Genomic DNA, 18,107 nt, shown 5'->3' with positions numbered 1-18,107 from the left:
GTCACTCTTCCCGGTAGTCGGCGAGCTGCCTGGGCCCGAAGGCGTCGGGCAGGATTTCATCAATGGTTCGCACACCCGACACCGTGTCCAGCAGCATGCCGGGGGCCGAGTGTTCGTACAAAAGCTGGCGGCAGCGTCCGCAGGGCATCAGGGTGCCACCGGCACCGTCGACGCAGGTGAAGGCCACGAGCTGCCCGCCGCCGGTGAGGTGCAGCATGGAGACGAGGGCGCACTCCGCGCAGAGGGTGAGGCCGTAGGACGCGTTCTCGACGTTGCAGCCGGTGATCACCCGCCCGTCGCTGACGAGCGCCGCGGCGCCGACCGGGAAGTGCGAGTACGGCGCGTAGGCGCTGCCCATCGCCTGCACGGCTGCCTCGCGGAGGACACCCCAATCGACGTCGCCCGAGAAGGGAGCGTCTGGCCGGGGAGACCCGGTCACGATTTGATGTAGGGCTTGCCGCTGGCGGCAGGTCCCCTGGACTGGCCGACCAGGCCGGCGACGGCGAAGATCGTGACGAGGTAGGGCAGCATGAGCATGAACTCGCTCGGCACCGGGGACCCGATGATGCTGAGAACGTTCTGCAGGTTGCTGGCAAAACCGAACAGCAGCGCGGCGAGGGTGGCCCGGATCGGGTCCCACCGGCCGAAGATCACGGCGGCCAGCGCGATGAACCCGGCCCCGGCGGTCATCTCCTTGCCGAACGCGCCGACCGAGCCGAGGGTGAAGTAGGCTCCGCCGAGGCCGACGATCGCGCCGGCGATGGACACGTTCCAGAACCTCGTCGACGCGACGTTGATGCCGACCGTGTCGGCGGCCTGCGGATGCTCGCCCACGCTGCGGAGGCGCAGTCCCCACTTCGTGTGGAAGATCCCGTAGAAGACCACGGCGACGGCGACGTACATGATGTAGACGATCAGCGTCTGCCGGAAGAAGACCGGCCCGATGATCGGGATCTCGCTGAGCAGCGGGATGTTGATCCGTTCGAACCGGGGCGGCTGGTTCAGGAGCGCGGCGTTCGGTGCCATCACCTGCGAGTAGAGGAAGCCGGTCAGGCCGATCACGAGCACGTTGAGCACGACGCCGACGATGACCTGGTCGACGAAGTACTTGATCGCGAAGGCGGCCAGCACCATCGAGACGAGCACCCCGGCCAGCATCGCGGCCAGGAGGCCGAGGAGCGGCTGGCGGGTGAGCGATGCGACCATCGCTGAGGTGAACGCGCCGGCGAGCAGCTGGCCCTCGATGGCGATGTTGACGACGCCGACCCGCTCGGAGATGACGCCGCCGAGGGCACCGAAGATGAGCGGCACGGCCAGGCTGAGCGACCCGAACAGCAGGCCGGGAACCGGGATGGACTTGTCGGCGGCGGCCCAGGCCAGGAAGCCGATCAGGACGAGCACGGCGTAGACGGCGATCAACCAGATCGGGGCCTTGGCCTTGGCGCGCACCAGCCAGACGCTCACGCCGGTGATCAGGAGGAGCAGGACGGTGATCACGATGCCGGTGACCCGGGTCGGCAGTTCCACGTCGGGCAGCTGGATCAGGTCACTGGACGTGGAGAGGCGCATGGTGCTGGTGCCGTCCCGGCCGAAGACCACCAGGAGCAGGAAGCTGAGGACGGTGAAGATCGACAGGGCGATCGTCACCTTCCAGCTCTTCACGAACTCGAAATCGGGGCCTTCCGGCGTGGTGGGCTGTGCGGGCTGGACGACCGGAGCGACGGTGCTCATTTCGCTGCCACCTCCTGGGAAACGTTGACCTGGGTCTTGCGACGGATGGCTCCCGGCACAGGCAGGCGGAAGATGGCCCGGACGAGAGGCGGGGCGGCAATGAAGAGCACGATGAGCGACTGCACGACGAGCACGATGTCGATCGGCACGCCCTCGGCGGCCTGCATCGAGAACCCGCCGGCCTTGAAGGCGCCGAACAGGATGCCGGCCCAGAAGACCCCCCAAGGCTTCGACCGGCCGAGCAGCGCCACGGTGATGGCGTCGAAGCCGATGCCGGAGTCGAGTCCGGCGCCGAAGCCGCTGGTGGTCGTGCCCAGCACCTGGTTGATGCCGGCGAGGCCGACCAGCCCGCCCGAGAGCATCATCGCGTAGACGTACATGCGCTTGACGCTGATGCCGGCGACCTTGGCCGCATGCGGGTTGAGCCCGACGGCCCGGAACTGGAAGCCGAGGTTCGAGCGCGAGAGCAGCCACCAGGTGAAGATCGTGGCGAGGATGGCCAGGATGAAGCCGAAGTGCAGGATGTAGTTCGGGCCGAGCAGGTCGGGGAAGACCGCCGTGACCTTGGTGGCGGGGCTCTTCGGGTTGTTCGACCCGGGCGTCTTCAGGAAGCCTTCGCGGAGCAGGTAGCTGACGAGGTAGAACGCCACGTAGTTGAGCATGATCGTGGTGATCACCTCGTGGGCTCCCGTTCGGGCTTTGAGCAGACCGACGATACCGCCCCAGAGGGCGCCGCCGAGGATGCCGACCACGAGCGCGACGATCATGTGCAGCCCGTAGGGCAGGTCGACCGCGAAGCCGACCCAGCCGCCGAGGGCGGCCGCGATGAGCATCTGCCCGCGCCCGCCGATGTTGAACATGCCCACCCGGAAACCGAGCGCCACTCCGAGGCCGGCCATGATCAGCGGGGTCGCGAAGGTGAGGGTCTCGGTGAGGGGCTTGATCCCCGCCGCGAAGCTCGGCCGGCGGAAGTTGTAGATCGAGCCCTGGAAGAGAGCCGAGTATGCCCCGGACACCGCGTTCCAGATGGCGGCGAGCAGGTCGCCGGGCCTTGAGAAGAAGTAACCGGCGCTGGCCTGGACCTCCTTGTTGGTGAACGCGATCATGACGGCGCCGACGACGAGCGCGAGCACGACGGCCAGCACGGAGATGATGGCGCTGCCGGTGGTGATCTCCCGGAACATCCGGTCCCAGCGGGAGGGCGCTCCGGTCGGCGAGGTTGCCGGTCCGGTCACGGTCCCCGGACCCTGTGTGGTGCTCACGCTGCGGCTCCTTCTCCGGCGGGGGCTTCGCCCGCCATCATCAATCCGAGGACTGCGCGGGGGGTGTCGCCCGGCACGATGCCGACGATGCGCCCGCGGTACATGACCATGATCCGGTCGGCCAGGGCCGCGACCTCGTCGAGTTCGGTCGAGATCACGACCACCGGGGTGCCGGCGTCCCGGGTGGCCACGATGCGTTCGTGCACGAACTCGATCGAGCCGACGTCGAGGCCGCGGGTGGGTTGCGCCGCAACGAAGAGGCGCAGGTCGCGGCTGAGCTCACGGGCCAGGACGACCTTCTGCTGGTTGCCTCCGGAGAGGCGCCCGACCGGGGTGTCGATCCCCTGGGAGCGCACGTCGAATTCCTTGACCTTCTCCCCCGCGAACTTCGCCAGGAGCGCCCGCTGCACGTTCCACCGTTTCACGAACGGTTCGTCGTTGGAGCGGTCGAGCATGAGGTTCTCGGCGATGGTGAACTCCCCGACCAGCCCGTCTTCGGTGCGGTCCTCCGGCACGAAGCCGACTCCGGCCTCGAGCACCTGGCGCACGGAGTGTCCGCGCAGGGACTTGCCGTCGAGGGTGATCTCGCCGGAGACGCGCGGCTGCAGGCCCATCAGGGCTTCGGTGAGTTCGGTCTGGCCGTTGCCCTGCACCCCCGCTATTGCGAGGATCTCGCCCTTGTGCACCTCGAAGCTGACGTTGTTGACCAGGACCTGGCCGTGCGGGTCGAGCACGCTGAGGTTCTTGACGACGAGGGCGGCGTCCCCGGGAACGGCGGGCGCCTTGTCCACCGTGAGGTCGACCGCCCGGCCCACCATCATGGTGGCCAGTTCCACGTTCGTCGCGGTCGGGGAGGCTTCGCCGACGACGGCGCCGAGACGGATGACGGTGATCCGGTCGGCGACGGCCCGCACCTCCCGCAGTTTGTGGGTGATGAAGACGATGGAGGTGCCGGCCTCCTTGAGCTGGCGCATGATGACCATGAGCTCGTCGGTCTCCTGCGGGGTGAGCACCGCGGTCGGCTCGTCGAAGACCAGCACCTTCGCGTCGCGGGAGACGGCCTTGATGATCTCCACCCGCTGTTGCACCCCGACGGGGAGGTCTTCGACGAGGGCGTCGGGGTCGACGTCGAAGCCGAACCGGTCGGAAATCTCCCGCACGTGCTTGCGGGCCGCCGCCAGGTCGAGGCGACCGCCGGTCTTGGTGTCTTCGTGACCGAGCATGACGTTCTCGGCGACCGTGAAGACCGGGATGAGCATGAAGTGCTGGTGCACCATGCCGATCCCCGCGGCCATCGCGTCGCCTGGCCCAGCAAAGTGCTGAACGACGTCGTCAAGCAGGATCTCGCCCTCTTCGGCCCGGTACAGGCCGTAGAGCACGTTCATGAGGGTTGACTTTCCAGCGCCGTTCTCGCCCAACAGCGCATGGATTTCGCCAGCCTCGACGGTGAGGTTGATGTGGTCGTTCGCGACCAGGGCACCGAATTTCTTCGTAATGCCGCGAAGTTCGAGCTTCATAGTCCCGATTCTATTGAGTGGGCGAACAGATGAGGTGCTACCTGCGCGAATGATGGCGTGTGCAAACCGATTTGCTCATATGTTGGTCCGATCTGCTCTTCTGAGTGACTGATCGGCGCTGTTAACCGATGCGGGGAGGCCAGCGTGTCGCTGGCCTCCCCGCATTGTGCTGCTGGTGGTGCAGGTGGTTCGTTACTTCGGGGTGGAGGGAGACTCGACCTTGAGCTTGCCGCTGATGATGTCGGCCTTGATGGCGTCGACCTCCTTCACGAGCGCGGGGTCGACCTTGGACTCCCACTCGTGCAGCGGGGCGATGTCGACGCCCTTGTTCTCGAGCGTGCCCACGTACGGGTCGGAGGTGAAGTCACCCTTCGAGTCATCGACGATGATCTGCTTGGTGGCCGCGGCCATCTGCTTGAGCACCGACGTGAGGTACAGGGCTTTGAACTCGGGCGTGGTCTCGAACAGGTCGCTGTCCACGCCGATGATGGCGACGTCCTTGCCGGAGTCCTGGATGGCCTGCGCGGTGCCCTGGAAGAGCGGTCCGGCGACCGGGAGGATGATGTCGGCGCCCTGGTCGATCAGACCGGTGCTGAGCGCCTTGCCCTGGTTAATGTCGTCGAAGCTGCCGGCGAACAGGCCGGTCTGCGCGGCCTTGTCCCAGCCGAGGACCTTGACGTCCTTGCCCTTCTGGTCGTTGAAGTACTTCACTCCGTCGGCGAAACCGTCCATGAAGATGGTGACGGACGGGAACTGCAGTCCGCCGTAGGTGCCGACGACTCCGGTCTTGCTGGTTCCGGCGGCGAGGTAGCCGGCGAGGAACGCGGCCTGCGCGGTGTCGTAGAGCACCGGCTTGACGTTGTCGAGCGTCAGCGGGCTGAAGTCGTCGTTGGAGATGGCGGAGTCGATCAGGGCGAAGTGCGTGTCGGGGCTTGCCTTGGCCGCGTCGCGGGTGGCGTTAGCGAGGGCGAAGCCGACGGTCAGCACGAAGTTGCAGCCCTGGTCGACCATGCTGCTGGTGTTGCTGGCGTACTGGTCTTCCGACTTGGACTCGGCCTGCTTGAACTCGATGCCGAGCTCATCGGCGGCCTGGGTGATGCCGTCGAAGCTGGACTGGTTGAACGACTTGTCGTCGAAGCCGCCGAAGTCGGAGACGATGCAGGGCAGGTAGTCGGATGCCGCGGCGTCTCCCGAGGATCCGCCGTCGGTCGGTGCCGGCGCGCAAGCGGCGAGCAGGGCCACAACGCCGAGCGTGGCAAGACCGCTGAAAACGGCCTTGCGTTTCGTGATTGTCAAGATTGACCTCCTATGGTCGCCCGGCGTGGGTCCGCGGGGGCTGTGTTGGACTACACGTTACCGAATGTTTCACTGCTCAGATGAGCAAACTCGGGCTGCAACCGAATGGTTACCAAGCCGCGACATAGGCGCCGCCGCGGCGGCGCGAATGCGTCTCGCATCGGGAGAATTGTCCGGCGTCCGCTGGCCGGCCGGCGGCACCGGCCTCACCGGCCGGACGGGTCAGAGGACGTCGGTGCTTCCGGAGAGCTTCAACGCGTCGACGACGGCCTTGACTTTCTGCGCGTTCGCGCTGGTGGTGACGAGCAGCGCGTCCGGCGTGTCGACCACGACGATGTCCTCGACGCCGATCAGGGCGATCATGCGCCCGGTGTGGCTGACCACGATTCCGCTGGACGAATCGGCGAGCACCCGGGCTCCCTCGCCGAGGATGGCCAGGTCCCGCTTGCGGCCGTTCGCGTGGATCTTCGCGATCGAGGCGAAGTCACCCACGTCGTCCCAGTCGAACTGGCCGGGGATCACGGCGAGTTTGCCTTTGGCCGCGACGGGCTCGGCGACCGAGTAGTCGATCGCGATCTTCTTCAGCCGCGGCCAGACCCGGTCGACGACCGCGCCGCGGCGCGGGGTGTCCCAGACCTCGGCGAGTTCGAGCAGGCCGGCTAGCAGCTCGGGCTCGGCGGCGCCGATCTCCTCGAGCAGGCGATCGGCCCGCGCGATGAACATTCCGGCGTTCCACAGGTAGTGGCCGTTCTTCAGGTATCCGCGGGCAGTGGCCAGGTCGGGCTTCTCCACGAAGGAGTCGACCGAGAGGGCGCTGTCGGCGCCGATGATGTCGAGCGCACCGGAGGTCTTGATGTACCCGAAGCCGATGGCCGGTTCGGTGGGGCGGATGCCGATGGTGACGATGTAGCCGGCATCGGCGGCGGCGACGGCCTCGGCCACTGCCTGGCGGAACAGGATCGGTCCCTTGATCACGTGGTCGGCGGCGAAGGAGCCGATGATCACGCCGGGCTCGCGCTTCTCGAGGATCGCAGCGGCCAGGCCGATCGCCGCGGTGGACTCCCGCGGCTCGCTTTCCAGCACGACGTTGTGGTCGGCCAGTTCGGGGAGCTGGGCCTCGACGGCCGCGCGGTGCGCGCGGCCGGTCACGACCATGATCCGCTGGTCGCCGGAGAGCGGCGCGAGCCGGTCCCAGGTGTCGCGCAGCAGGGTCTGCCCTGACCCGGTCAGGTCGTGCAGGAACTTGGGAGCGTCGGCGCGCGAGAGCGGCCACAAGCGTGAGCCGATCCCACCCGCCGGGATCACGCTGTAGAACCGAGCGAGGGCGTCTGAGGTAGCTGGCACCCGGCCAGACTACCGCTCGAACGCAGCCGTTCACCGTGCATTCACCGGCCGGACGCGGCGGCTGCCTAGCCTCGCAGCATGAGGGTTGCGCTCATCACCGAAAGTTTCCTGCCCACCGTCAGCGGCGTCACCACCAGCGTCTGCAAGGTGCTCGAGCATCTGGCGCGTACCGGCCACGAGGCCATGCTGATCGCCCCGTCCGGCGCTCCGGCCGAGTACGCGGGTTTTCCCGTGCACAGCGTGCCGGCGCTGTCCTACCGCCAGTTCCCGGTGGGGATGCCCAGTCCGCAGGTGCACCGGCTTCTCGCGGACTTCGGCCCTGACGTTCTGCACGCGGCCTCACCGTTCCTGCTCGGCGCCCAGGGGATCGCCGCGGCGAACCGGCAGGGCATCCCCAGTGTCGCCGTGTTCCAGACGGATGTGGCCGGCTACGCCCGCCGGAACAAGCTCGGCCAGGCCGCCAACGCGGCCTGGCGCTTCGTGAAGTGGGTTCATGAGGGCGCCGACCTGACCCTGGTGCCGTCGACGGCGTCGATGCTGGACCTCCGCCGGGTCGGGGTGCGACGGCTGGCCCGCTGGACCCGCGGGGTCGACCTCGTCGGCTACCACCCGAACCACCGCGGCGACCCCGCGGTGGCCGCCCTGCGCCGCCGGCTGGCCCCGAACGGCGAGGTGGTCGTGGGCTACGTCGGCCGGATGGCGCCGGAGAAGCAGGTCGAGCGGTTCCGGGCGCTGCGCGGCGTGCCCGGCATCCGTCTCGCCCTCGTCGGCGACGGGCCGTCCGTGCCGCAGATCCGACGGGAGCTCACCGGGATGCCGGTGACCTGGCTGGGCCGCCTTTCCGGGCCGGAGCTGGCCGCGGCGTATGCGAGTTTCGACATCTTCCTGCACGCCGGCACCGAGGAGACCTTCGGCCAGACCATCCAGGAGGCGCACGCCGCCGGCCTGCCCGTGGTGGCCCCGCACGCCGGCGGCCCGATCGACCTGGTGGCTCACGGCGAGAACGGCCTCCTGTTCACCCCCGACGACGAGCGGGACCTGCGCCGGTGCGTCTCCCTGCTGGCCGCAGACGCCCCGCTCCGGCACCGGATGGGCGAGGCCGGACGCCGCGGCGTGCTCGGCCGGTCCTGGGAAAACGTGTGCGGCACCCTGCTCGGCTACTACGAACAGGTCGTCGACGAACGCGCCGCCGTGCGGGCCACGGTGTCGGTTCCGCTGTCAATGCAGCGCTAGCCGGGCCCGGGGATAATATCTCGGCGCAGAGACACTTAGGATGGTCTTACGTGCGTTCTGCGCACCGTCGTCCTGACATCGTCGGGGCCGTTATCAGCCAGGGAGGGTTGGTCATGCCACAGCAATCGGCAGAGACACTTGCATCCCAGCAGAAGACGACATCACGTCGCCCCGCCGGCACCCTGTACCGGGGCCGCGAGGGCATGTGGTCATGGGTCCTGCACCGCATCACCGGTGTGGCGATCTTCTTCTTTCTGCTGGTCCACATTCTGGACACCGCGCTCGTGCGCGTCAGCCCGGAGGCGTACAACGGGGTCATCTCCAGCTACCAGACGCCGATCATGGGACTCGGTGAGACCGCGCTCGTCGCGGCGATCGTGTTCCACGCGTTCAACGGGCTGCGGATCATCCTGATCGACTTCTGGAACGCGAAGTACCAGAAGGTCATGTTCTACGTCGTGATCGGCCTCTGGGTCGTCACGATGCTGGCCTTCGTTCCTCGCCACCTGATGAACGTCTTCAGCGACTAGGAGGCGCAGACATGTCAACCACACTCGAAGCTCCCCGCAGCCCCTACTCCCGTTCGCCGAAGAAACGCGGCATCAACTGGGAGAAGTGGGGCTGGATCTACATGCGCGCCTCCGGCGTCGTGCTGGTCGTGCTCATCTTCGGCCACCTCTTCGTCAACCTGATGATCGGCGAGGGCGTCAGCGCCCTCAACTTCGCCTTCGTCGCCGGCAAGCTCACCAATCCGTTCTGGCAGACCTGGGACGTGCTGATGCTCTGGCTCGCCCTGATCCACGGCGGCAACGGCATGCGCACCCTGGTCAACGACTATGCGACGACGCGCCTGACCCGCGGCATCCTCAAGTCGTCGATCCTCGCCGCCGTCGTCATCCTGATCGTGCTCGGCACGCTCGTCATCTACACCTTCGACGCCTGCCCGGCCGGATCCCCTGCCGACCTTCTTCCCTCGTTCTGCTCGGCCAACTAGGAGCTGCACACACACACCATGACGGATGCACCCACAACAGCACCCACGGAGTCCACCATCGTCGATGGCGTTCACTACCACCAGTTCGACATCGTGATCGTGGGGGCAGGTGGGGCCGGCATGCGTGCCGCCATCGAGGCCGGCCCCGGCGCCAGCACCGCCGTGATCTCCAAGCTCTACCCGACCCGCTCGCACACGGGCGCGGCGCAGGGCGGGATGGCCGCGGCCCTCGCCAACGTCGAAGAAGACAACTGGGAATGGCACACCTTCGACACCGTCAAGGGCGGCGACTACCTCGTCGACCAGGACGCGGCCGAGATCCTCGCCAAGGAGGCCATCGACGCGGTCATCGACCTCGAGAACATGGGCCTGCCGTTCAACCGCACGCCGGAGGGAAAGATCGACCAGCGCCGGTTCGGCGGCCACACCAGCGACCACGGCAAGGCGCCCGTTCGCCGGGCCTGCTACGCCGCCGACCGCACCGGCCACATGATCCTGCAGACCCTGTACCAGAACTGCGTCAAGCGGGGCATCAACTTCTTCAACGAGTACTACGTGCTCGACCTGGTCATGACACCGGTCGACGGCGTCGACCAGCCGTCCGCCGTCGTCGCCCTCGACCTGTCGACCGGTGAACTGCACGTCTTCCAGGGCAAGGCGTTCATCTTCGCCACCGGCGGGTTCGGCAAGATCTACAAGACCACCTCGAACGCGCACACCCTCACCGGCGACGGCGTCGGCATCATCTGGCGCAAGGGCCTGCCGCTCGAGGACATGGAGTTCTTCCAGTTCCACCCGACCGGCCTCGCCGGGCTCGGCATCCTGCTGACCGAGGGCGCCCGCGGCGAGGGAGCCATCCTCCGCAACGCCGCCGGCGAACGGTTCATGGAACGCTACGCCCCCACGATCAAGGACCTCGCCCCGCGCGACATCATCGCCCGCTGCATGGTCAAGGAGGTCGCGGAGGGCCGCGGCGCCGGACCGAACAAGGACTACCTGTACCTGGACTGCACCCACCTGGGCGCCGAGGTGCTGGAGACCAAGCTGCCCGACATCACCGAGTTCGCCCGCACCTACCTCGGCGTCGACCCGGTCACCGAGCCGGTTCCGGTGATGCCGACCGCGCACTACGCGATGGGCGGCATCCCGACCAACGTCAACGCCGAGGTGCTGCGGAACAACACCACCGTCGTGCCCGGCCTCTACGCGGCCGGCGAATGCGCCTGCGTGTCGGTGCACGGCTCGAACCGGCTCGGCACCAACTCGCTGCTGGACATCAACGTGTTCGGAAAACGCGCCGGGAACAACGCCGTCGAGTACGTCAAGACGGCCGAGTTCGTGCCGCTGCCCGCCGACCCGGCGAAGGCCGTGCGCGGACTGCTCGAGGGCATCCGTTCGTCGACCGGAACCGAACGCATCGCGGTGCTCCGCAAGGAACTGCAGGAGACCATGGACGCGAAGGCGCAGGTCTTCCGCACCGACGAGTCGCTCTCCGACGTCACCAACGTCATCCACGGCCTGCGCGAGCGGTACAAGAACATCGGCGTGCAGGACAAGGGCCGCCGGTTCAACACCGACCTGCTCGAGGCCGTCGAACTCGGCTTCCTGCTCGACCTGGCCGAGGTGGTCGTGTACTCGGCCCGCAACCGCAAGGAGAGCCGCGGCGGCCACATGCGCGACGACTTCCCGCTGCGCGACGACGAGAACTACCTCGTGCACACCATGGCGTATCTGACCGGTGACCCTCTGTCGGCCGACGCGGCCGACCACATCGCGCTCGACTGGAAGCCCGTCACCATCACGCGCTACCAGCCGATGGAAAGGAAGTACTGAGTGAGTACCGCAACGGCAACCCCTCCCGCTGTGCCCGAAGAAATCCAGTCCTTCACCGTCACGCTGATCATCCGCCGGTTCAACCCGGAGGTCGACGCTGAGCCGCACTGGGAAGACTTCGACGTGCAGATGTACCCGACCGACCGGGTGCTCGACGCGCTGCACAAGATCAAGTGGGAGCAGGACGGCAGCCTGAGCTTCCGCCGCTCCTGCGCGCACGGCATCTGCGGCTCGGATGCCATGCGCATCAACGGCCGCAACCGCCTCGCCTGCAAGACCCTGATCAAGGACCTCGACATCACCAAGCCGGTCTACGTGGAGGCGATCAAGGGTCTGCCGCTCGAGAAGGACCTGATCGTCGACATGGAGCCGTTCTTCGAGTCCTTCAAGGCCGTGCAGCCGTTCCTGGTCTCCCAGCAGGCACCGAAGGACGGCAAGGAGCGCATCCAGACCGTCGCGCAGCGTGAACGCTTCGACGACACCACCAAGTGCATCCTCTGCGCCGCGTGCACGTCGAGCTGCCCCGTCTTCTGGACCGACGGGCAGTACTTCGGGCCGGCCGCGATCGTCAACGCGCACCGTTTCATCTTTGACTCGCGCGACGACAACGCGGCGGTCCGCCTCGACATCCTCAACGACAAGGAGGGGGTGTGGCGCTGCCGCACCACCTTCAACTGCACCGAGGCCTGCCCGCGTGGAATCCAGGTCACCCAGGCCATCTCCGAGGTCAAACAAGCCATGGTGCGCGGCCTGAAGTAGCACGCAACGAGGTAGCCGGTGGCGTCGACTCGGGTTTCGCCGCCACCGGCTGGTCGAGGAACGGCCCGACCGTCGCACGCCGCCCGACCGGTTGCCCGGCAGCCCACATGCTCGTGGCCGGGCAGCCCGCCATCCAGCCTCGGGTGGTGGATGGCCGACTCGGTTGGGTCAGCACTGGGATAGTGGCAGACCTGCCCGTCACACCGCAAGAGGTGAGACACCCTCAGCTTGTATTTGAACCCCGAACTGGGGGTGCGCAGGCGGCCTCCGACCGCTGGCTAGGCTGGAGCCGTGACGAGCCCCGCCCCCGTGAAACGGGCCACCCTCCTGTACAGGCGCACCATGGCCTGGCGGCCGGTGCGCGCCCTCACCCACTTCGCCCAGACCGGCGGCGCCATCCTCGCCGGCGGGATGACCTACCAGGCGGTCTTCGCGATCTTCGCGGCGATCTGGGTGGGGTTCTCGATCGCCGGGCTCGTGCTGGGCTCGAACGAGCGGCTGATGAGCGCACTGATCGCTCTCATCAACCAGTCCATCCCCGGTCTGATCGGCAGGCAGGGCGTGATCGACCCGAAACAGCTCGCCAACGCCGGGGTACTGACCTGGACCGGCGCCGTGGCCCTGGTCGGCTTGCTCTGGACCACCCTCGGCTGGCTGTCAACCACCACCCAGGCCGTGCGCACCATCTTCCGGATGCCCAGGGACGGCACCCTCTTCGTGCTGGTGAAGCTGCGGGAACTCGGTCTCGGCATCCTCTTCGGCGTCGCCCTGATCGTGTCGGCGCTGATCTCCCTGGCCAGCACGGAGGCGCTCGGCGCCATCCTGGGTCTGCTGGGCATCGCCCGGGATTCCTTCTGGTTCAACGCCGGGGCGCGCACGATCGGGCTGCTCGTCGTGCTGATGATCGACACGGCCACCCTCGCGACCCTGTTCCGGGTGCTCTCGCGGGTGTACATCCCGCACCGGCAGCTGATCCTCGGGTCCGCCCTCGGCGGGGTCGCCCTGGGCGCCCTCAAGGTGCTCGGCGGAACGCTGCTCGGGCGCACGGGATCCAACCCCCTGCTGGCCACCTTCGCCGTGATCATCGGGCTCCTGATCTGGTTCAACCTGATGAACACCGTGATCCTGCTCACCGCCTCCTGGATCTCGGTCGGGATGGAGGACGCCGGCATCGCGCCCGTACCGGTCGACGCGAAACGCGCGGCGATCGAACAGGCCGAGCGGGAGAACGAGGCCCGCCGGATTGCCGCCCTGGCCGAACTGCGGGACGCCCGGAACGCCCACGCCCACGCCGGCTGGCGGCAGCGGTGGGCGACCGCCCGCCGGCTGCGCGCCGCGGAGCGGGCGGCGTCAGGGTACGAAACCACCGTGCCAGCGGGAGAAGTCGCTCGCCCAACCTAGACTTGGACCATGCCGTCCACGCCTGAGTCCCCCTCGCCTGCCCAGCCGCTCCGGATCGCCAGCATCAACACGAACGGGGTGCGCGCCGCCTACCGCAAGGGAATGGGCGAGTGGCTCGCCGGCCGGGACGTCGACATCCTGGCCATCCAGGAGGTGCGCGCGTCGACCGAGGACCTCGAGAACCTGCTCGGCCCGGAGTGGAGCATCCTGCATGACCCCGCAACGGCGAAGGGCCGGGCCGGCGTCGCGCTGGCCAGCCGGTCCTCGGCGTCGATCCACCGGGTCGAGCTCGGCGCGACCGATTTCGACAGCGCCGGCCGCTGGCTGGAAGCCGACTACGAGGTCAACGGCAAGATCGTCACGGTCGTGAGCACCTACGTGCACTCCGGCGAGGCGGACACCCCCAAGCAGGTCGAGAAGTACCGTTTCCTCGACGCGATGCTCGCCCGGTTGCCCGAGCTGGCCGCCCACAGCGAGCGGGCCGTCGTGCTCGGCGACCTGAATGTGGGCCACCGCAAGCTCGACATCAAGAACTGGCGCGGCAACGTGAAGCGGGCCGGGTTCCTCCCCGACGAGCGCGCCTATTTCGACCGGATCCTCGGCGCGGAAGACGAGCCCGGGTACAACGCCGGGGCCGGCCTCGGCTGGGTCGACGTGGGTCGCAAGTGGGCCGGAGAGGTCGACGGGCCGTTCACCTGGTGGTCCTGGCGCGGGCAGGCCTTCGACAACGACACCGGCTGGCGAATCGACTACCAGCTGGCGACGCCGGCGCTGGCGGCATCCGTCACCAACTACGCGGTCGACCGGGCCGCCGCCTATGACCAGCGCTGGTCGGACCACACACCCGTCGTCGTCGACTACCTCGTCTAACCCACCGTTTTCCCCGGTTCCGCCTGCGGCGGCTCCACGACACGAAAGACCCCATGACCAAGCCCCGTCTCTACTCCGGCATGCAGCCCTCCGCGGATTCCCTGCAGATCGGCAACTACATCGGCGCCCTGCTGAACTGGAAGGCGCTGCAGCAGACCCACGACGCATTCTTCTCGATCGTCGACCTGCACGCGCTCACCGTGGCGCAGGACCCGGTGAAGCTGCGCGAGAACACCCGGCGCACCGCGGCTCAGTACATCGCGAGCGGGATCGACCCGTCGGCGTCGACGCTCTACGTGCAGTCGCACGTCGCCGCCCACGCCCAGCTGGCCTGGGTGCTCAACACCATCACCGGGTTCGGCGAGGCCAGCCGGATGACCCAGTTCAAGGACAAGTCGGCCAAGCAGGGTTCAGACGGCACCACGGTCGGGCTGTTCGCCTACCCGATCCTGATGGCCGCGGACATCCTGCTCTACGACACCGTCGTCGTGCCGGTCGGCGAAGACCAGCGCCAGCACGTCGAGCTGACCCGCGACATCGCGGCGCGGTTCAACTCGCGGTTCGGGGACACCTTCGTGATTCCGGAGGCGGACATCGTGAAGGACACCGCGAAGATCTTCGACCTGCAGAACCCCACCTCGAAGATGTCGAAGTCGGCCGAATCGCACGCCGGGGTGATCTGGTTGCTCGACGAGCCGTCGGTCACCGCGAAGAAGATCATGCGCGCGGTGACGGATGCCGATGGCGGAGTCGTCTTCGACCGGGAGAACAAGCCGGGGGTGGCCAACCTGCTCACGATCTACTCCACCATGGCCGAGCGCTCGATCCAGTCCCTCGAGGACGAGTATGCCGGCCGCGGCTACGGGGATCTCAAGAAGGGACTCGCCGAGGTCGTCACCGGCACCTTCGGCCCGATCCGCGCGCGCGTGCTCGAGCTGCTCGGCGACCCGGCCGAACTCGACCGCCTGCTCGCCCACAACGCCGACCGCGCGGCGGGCGTCGCCGACGCCACCCTGGCGCGCGCGTTCGAGCGTGTCGGACTCCTCCCCCGCGCCTGACCATGAAGCCCGTCGAATTGTCGTCGCCGCTGGTGCGGTTGGACCAGCCCGCCGCCGACGATGCCGTCGCGGTGTTCGAGTACTGCCAGGACCCTCTGTTCGAGAGGTACCTCACCGTGCCGTGGCCGTATCGTCGCTCCGATGCGGACTCATTCATTTCGGAGTATGTGCCGGCGGCATGGGCATCTGATCAGGAATACACCTGGGCGGTTCGCGCACCGGGCTCCCCCGCCCTGGTCGGCGTGATCGGGCTGCGCGTTCCCACGGCTTCGATCGGCTACTGGCTCGGGGCGCCGCACCGCGGCCACGGCTACATCCCGGAGGCCCAGCGGCTCGTCGCCGACTGGGCGTTCTCCGCCGGGATCGTCGACGCCATCAACTGGCAATGCCTGCCGGGGAATATCGCGTCGGCGCGCACCGCCCGGAAGACGGGCTTCAGCTTCCTCGGCGAGTCGCCCGCGGACCACCCGCACCGCGACGGGTCCTTCCCGCTGGCCTGGACCGGGCGGCTCCGTGCCGGCGACGACCGCCGGCCGAAGGCCGGCTGGCCCGCCGTGGTCGCCGGCGTGGTGGCCGGCTGAGCCATGGCCGCACCCGCCCGCATCCCGTCGGTCGTGCTCTTCGACCTGGACGACACGCTGTTCGCCCATCGCGGCGCTGTCGCCGACGGCATCCTGCGGTATCTCGCCGCCCTGGGCGGCCCGTTCGACGGCGTCGACCTGGGCGGGGCGGTCGCGCTCTGGCAGGAGCTGGAAGAGCGGCACTACCACTCCTACCTTGCCGGGCGGCTGGACTTCCCCGGCCAGCGGCGGGAGCGCGCCCGTGACTTCGCCGCCGCGCACGGGGTCCCCCTGACGGACCAGGAAGCGGCCGACTGGTTCGGCGCCTACTTCGAGCACTACCGGGCGAGTTGGCGGTTGCACGACGACGCGCTGCCCTGCCTGGCGGCCCTCGAGGGTGAGTTTCCGGGCATCCGCTTCGGACTGATCACCAACGGGGAGCGGTCGCACCAGCAGCCGAAGCTGGACCGCACGGGCCTGGGCGACCGGGTCGAACGGGTGATCACCTCGGCCGCGTTCGGCGTCGCCAAACCCGACCGGCGCATCTTCGAGCACGCCTGCGCCGTGTTCGGGGTCGCCGCGGCCGACGCGGTGTACGTGGGCGACCGCATCCGCACCGACGCCATCGGGGCGGCGGCCGCCGGCCTCACCGCGGTTTGGCTCGACCGGCGCGAAGCCGCGGTGGACCCCGCGGACGCCGCCGACGCCGCCCGTCTCGGGGTGCTCCGAATCACCGGCCTGGCCGAACTCCCGGCCCTCCTGACCGCCCCCTGACCGCCCCCGGCCGGCCTCGGCCGGTCCCGTCCAGTCTCGGCCGGTCTCGGCACGTCTCGGCCGGTCTCGGCGCTGTCCCTTCCCGCCCATCGCCGAGGTGGCTAACTCAGGAGATCCGGGCCGACGAGGCGCCAAGAAACCCGGAAACGCCAGACGCCGAAGCAGGCCTGGGTCTGGATCTCCTGAGTTAGCCCCCAACCGGATGCGGCCTTCGCCTCTTCCAGCCTCGATGTCGCCCGCGCTGAGTACGAACGATCAGAGGATTACCGTGCGGTACCGGCGGCTGGCGGCGAGCAAACCCTTGATGGCTGCCACGACTCGTTCCGGGTGGTACATGATGTCGCGGTACAGCACGCGCAGGCTGAAGTAGCCCAGCATGGCCAGCTCGCAGTCTCGTGTGCGGTCGCGGGCTTGCGCCTCCCAGCCCTCGTGGAATCTCCGGCTGTCCGCCTCAACGACGATGCATCCCTCGACGACCATGTCGACGCGGCCGACACCGTCAATCGCTACCTGGATCGCGAACTCGAATCCTGCCTGCTGCACGACGAACCGGAGCACGGATTCCTGTCCTGACTCACTGCGCGAGTCGATGAGCGGACAAAGGTACTGGATATCGCCGGGCAGCACCGCGAAGATCCCTGCAATGGCCTTCGGCCGAATCAGCCGCTGGTGCAGGGCGTTGTCCAGGGAGGCAAGTGCGAATCGCGGTTCCTGACACCGCACAATCTGCACCAGCGCATCAACCAGACCGACGCTGTACTCCGTGCAGGCACTCGGATCGATCAACCGCCCCCAATGCAGCTCCACCCCATCACGGTTCGCGGGGGCGAGCGACTGAAACCGGTTGTGCGGCGCCCGCAGCCTCGACGCATTCGGTGCCAAGTCGATGTGGGTGAACGTAGAATCGAGCACGAAGACGCCGGCGTGCGCCGCCGCGGAGATACACGCGAGCCTTCCGCCGAGCCTAACGGCAGCGAGGACGTGCGGGTCAATGCCGGGCAAAGCATACTGACCGCGCCTCGCGCGAATCAGCGATCCGCTCTCCGTAGCCGCACGCAGCGAACGCCAACTTGCCCCGGCTGCCACCAGTGCACTGGTCTCGGCAATGCGCACATCATTCTCGTGGAAGTAGTCAGTCCAGGTCATGGATGGAAGTGTCGTGATCCTGGCTTCCCACAAGCCCGCCTTGAACCGATCTGAGGACAGATCAAATACGCGCGGGATGTGGAGGACTCCGACCGGCCAGCCCTCGTCGTGGCTAACTCAGGAGATTCTCTGTGCCCGCCCGACTCTGCCGGACTGTTCCGAGGCCCTTCTGTCTGGCCTGCGGGAATCTCCTGAGTTAGCCACCGAGATGCCGCCTGTCATGCGGCGGGGAGGTGGGGACGGCGGGGGTGAGACGACGGAAACCCGGCGGCCTGGGGTGGACGCCGGGTTTCCGGGGAACGGGTGAGCCGGGTGAGGCGGGTGAGGCG

At 68.0% G+C, this 18,107-nt stretch carries 17 protein-coding genes; 10 read left to right on the top strand and 7 right to left on the bottom strand.

Translation table 11 applies throughout. From position 1 onward, the window contains the following. Position 1: 1 nt before the first annotated feature. The 6 genes from E3O32_RS13565 to E3O32_RS13540 all read right to left on the bottom strand — a co-directional run bounded on the left by E3O32_RS13565 (position 2) and on the right by E3O32_RS13540 (position 7,150). Entirely contained in the window at positions 2-439 is a 438-nt protein-coding gene (locus tag E3O32_RS13565) for a cytidine deaminase (protein WP_255455525.1), read from the bottom strand. Beyond that, a complete protein-coding gene (locus E3O32_RS13560; protein ID WP_134510353.1) occupies positions 436-1,731 on the bottom strand; it encodes an ABC transporter permease in 1,296 nt (431 codons plus the stop codon). Before E3O32_RS13560 ends, E3O32_RS13565 begins: the two co-directional genes overlap by 4 nt. Further along, complete coding sequence (locus E3O32_RS13555; RefSeq protein ID WP_370250315.1) at positions 1,728-2,993, bottom strand: ABC transporter permease; 1,266 nt, start codon at positions 2,991-2,993, stop codon at positions 1,728-1,730. Before E3O32_RS13555 ends, E3O32_RS13560 begins: the two co-directional genes overlap by 4 nt. Next, on the bottom strand, positions 2,990-4,510 hold the full coding sequence (locus E3O32_RS13550) for an ABC transporter ATP-binding protein (RefSeq protein WP_134510352.1): 1,521 nt from the start codon (positions 4,508-4,510) through the stop codon (positions 2,990-2,992). The genes E3O32_RS13555 and E3O32_RS13550 overlap by 4 nt, the downstream gene beginning before the upstream one ends. 192 nt (positions 4,511-4,702) lie before the next feature. After that, the gene (locus E3O32_RS13545) at positions 4,703-5,806 is read right to left on the bottom strand and encodes a BMP family lipoprotein (protein ID WP_134510351.1); all 1,104 of its coding nucleotides are present in this window, start codon (positions 5,804-5,806) and stop codon (positions 4,703-4,705) included. 222 nt (positions 5,807-6,028) lie between these two features. Beyond that, positions 6,029-7,150, bottom strand: a complete 1,122-nt coding sequence (locus E3O32_RS13540) for a mannose-1-phosphate guanylyltransferase (RefSeq protein ID WP_134510350.1) — start codon at positions 7,148-7,150, stop codon at positions 6,029-6,031. Positions 7,151-7,228: 78 nt separating this feature from the next. On the opposite strand from E3O32_RS13540, the gene E3O32_RS13535 reads away from it, so the two are divergent. From E3O32_RS13535 to E3O32_RS13490, 10 genes are all read left to right on the top strand, one after another. Beyond that, positions 7,229-8,383, top strand: coding sequence for a glycosyltransferase family 4 protein (locus E3O32_RS13535; protein WP_134510349.1), 1,155 nt, complete (start codon positions 7,229-7,231; stop codon positions 8,381-8,383). A 113-nt stretch (positions 8,384-8,496) separates the two neighbouring features. After that, positions 8,497-8,913, top strand: a complete 417-nt coding sequence (sdhC, locus tag E3O32_RS13530; RefSeq protein WP_134510348.1) for a succinate dehydrogenase, cytochrome b556 subunit — start codon at positions 8,497-8,499, stop codon at positions 8,911-8,913. Positions 8,914-8,924: 11 nt separating this feature from the next. Beyond that, positions 8,925-9,377 carry a succinate dehydrogenase hydrophobic membrane anchor subunit gene (locus E3O32_RS13525; protein WP_134510347.1) on the top strand — a complete coding sequence of 151 codons (453 nt, stop codon included), beginning with the start codon at positions 8,925-8,927 and terminating at the stop codon, positions 9,375-9,377. Positions 9,378-9,395: 18 nt separating this feature from the next. Further along, positions 9,396-11,210, top strand: a complete 1,815-nt coding sequence (gene sdhA / locus E3O32_RS13520) for a succinate dehydrogenase flavoprotein subunit (RefSeq protein WP_134510346.1) — start codon at positions 9,396-9,398, stop codon at positions 11,208-11,210. Beyond that, entirely contained in the window at positions 11,211-11,969 is a 759-nt protein-coding gene (locus E3O32_RS13515) for a succinate dehydrogenase iron-sulfur subunit (RefSeq protein ID WP_134510345.1), read from the top strand. A 291-nt stretch (positions 11,970-12,260) separates the two neighbouring features. Further along, positions 12,261-13,370, top strand: coding sequence for a YihY/virulence factor BrkB family protein (locus tag E3O32_RS13510; protein ID WP_134510344.1), 1,110 nt, complete (start codon positions 12,261-12,263; stop codon positions 13,368-13,370). A 9-nt stretch (positions 13,371-13,379) separates the two neighbouring features. Then, the gene (locus E3O32_RS13505) at positions 13,380-14,240 is read left to right on the top strand and encodes an exodeoxyribonuclease III (protein ID WP_134510343.1); all 861 of its coding nucleotides are present in this window, start codon (positions 13,380-13,382) and stop codon (positions 14,238-14,240) included. A gap of 53 nt (positions 14,241-14,293) precedes the next feature. After that, on the top strand, positions 14,294-15,298 hold the full coding sequence (gene trpS / locus E3O32_RS13500) for a tryptophan--tRNA ligase (protein ID WP_134510342.1): 1,005 nt from the start codon (positions 14,294-14,296) through the stop codon (positions 15,296-15,298). A gap of 2 nt (positions 15,299-15,300) precedes the next feature. After that, entirely contained in the window at positions 15,301-15,879 is a 579-nt protein-coding gene (locus tag E3O32_RS13495; RefSeq protein WP_134510341.1) for a GNAT family N-acetyltransferase, read from the top strand. A 3-nt stretch (positions 15,880-15,882) separates the two neighbouring features. Beyond that, positions 15,883-16,632 carry an HAD family hydrolase gene (locus E3O32_RS13490; RefSeq protein WP_134510340.1) on the top strand — a complete coding sequence of 250 codons (750 nt, stop codon included), beginning with the start codon at positions 15,883-15,885 and terminating at the stop codon, positions 16,630-16,632. A gap of 255 nt (positions 16,633-16,887) precedes the next feature. Here E3O32_RS13490 and E3O32_RS13485 read toward each other — a convergent pair whose 3' ends face one another. Further along, on the bottom strand, positions 16,888-17,778 hold the full coding sequence (locus E3O32_RS13485) for an endonuclease domain-containing protein (protein WP_134510339.1): 891 nt from the start codon (positions 17,776-17,778) through the stop codon (positions 16,888-16,890). Between the last annotated feature and the right edge of the window lie 329 nt (positions 17,779-18,107).

It is taken from the genome of Cryobacterium mannosilyticum, assembly GCF_004402705.1.
GTDB lineage: Bacteria > Actinomycetota > Actinomycetes > Actinomycetales > Microbacteriaceae > Cryobacterium > Cryobacterium mannosilyticum.
Note: the sequence above shows the minus strand (reverse complement) of the source record. Positions and strands in the feature narration are given on the sequence as shown.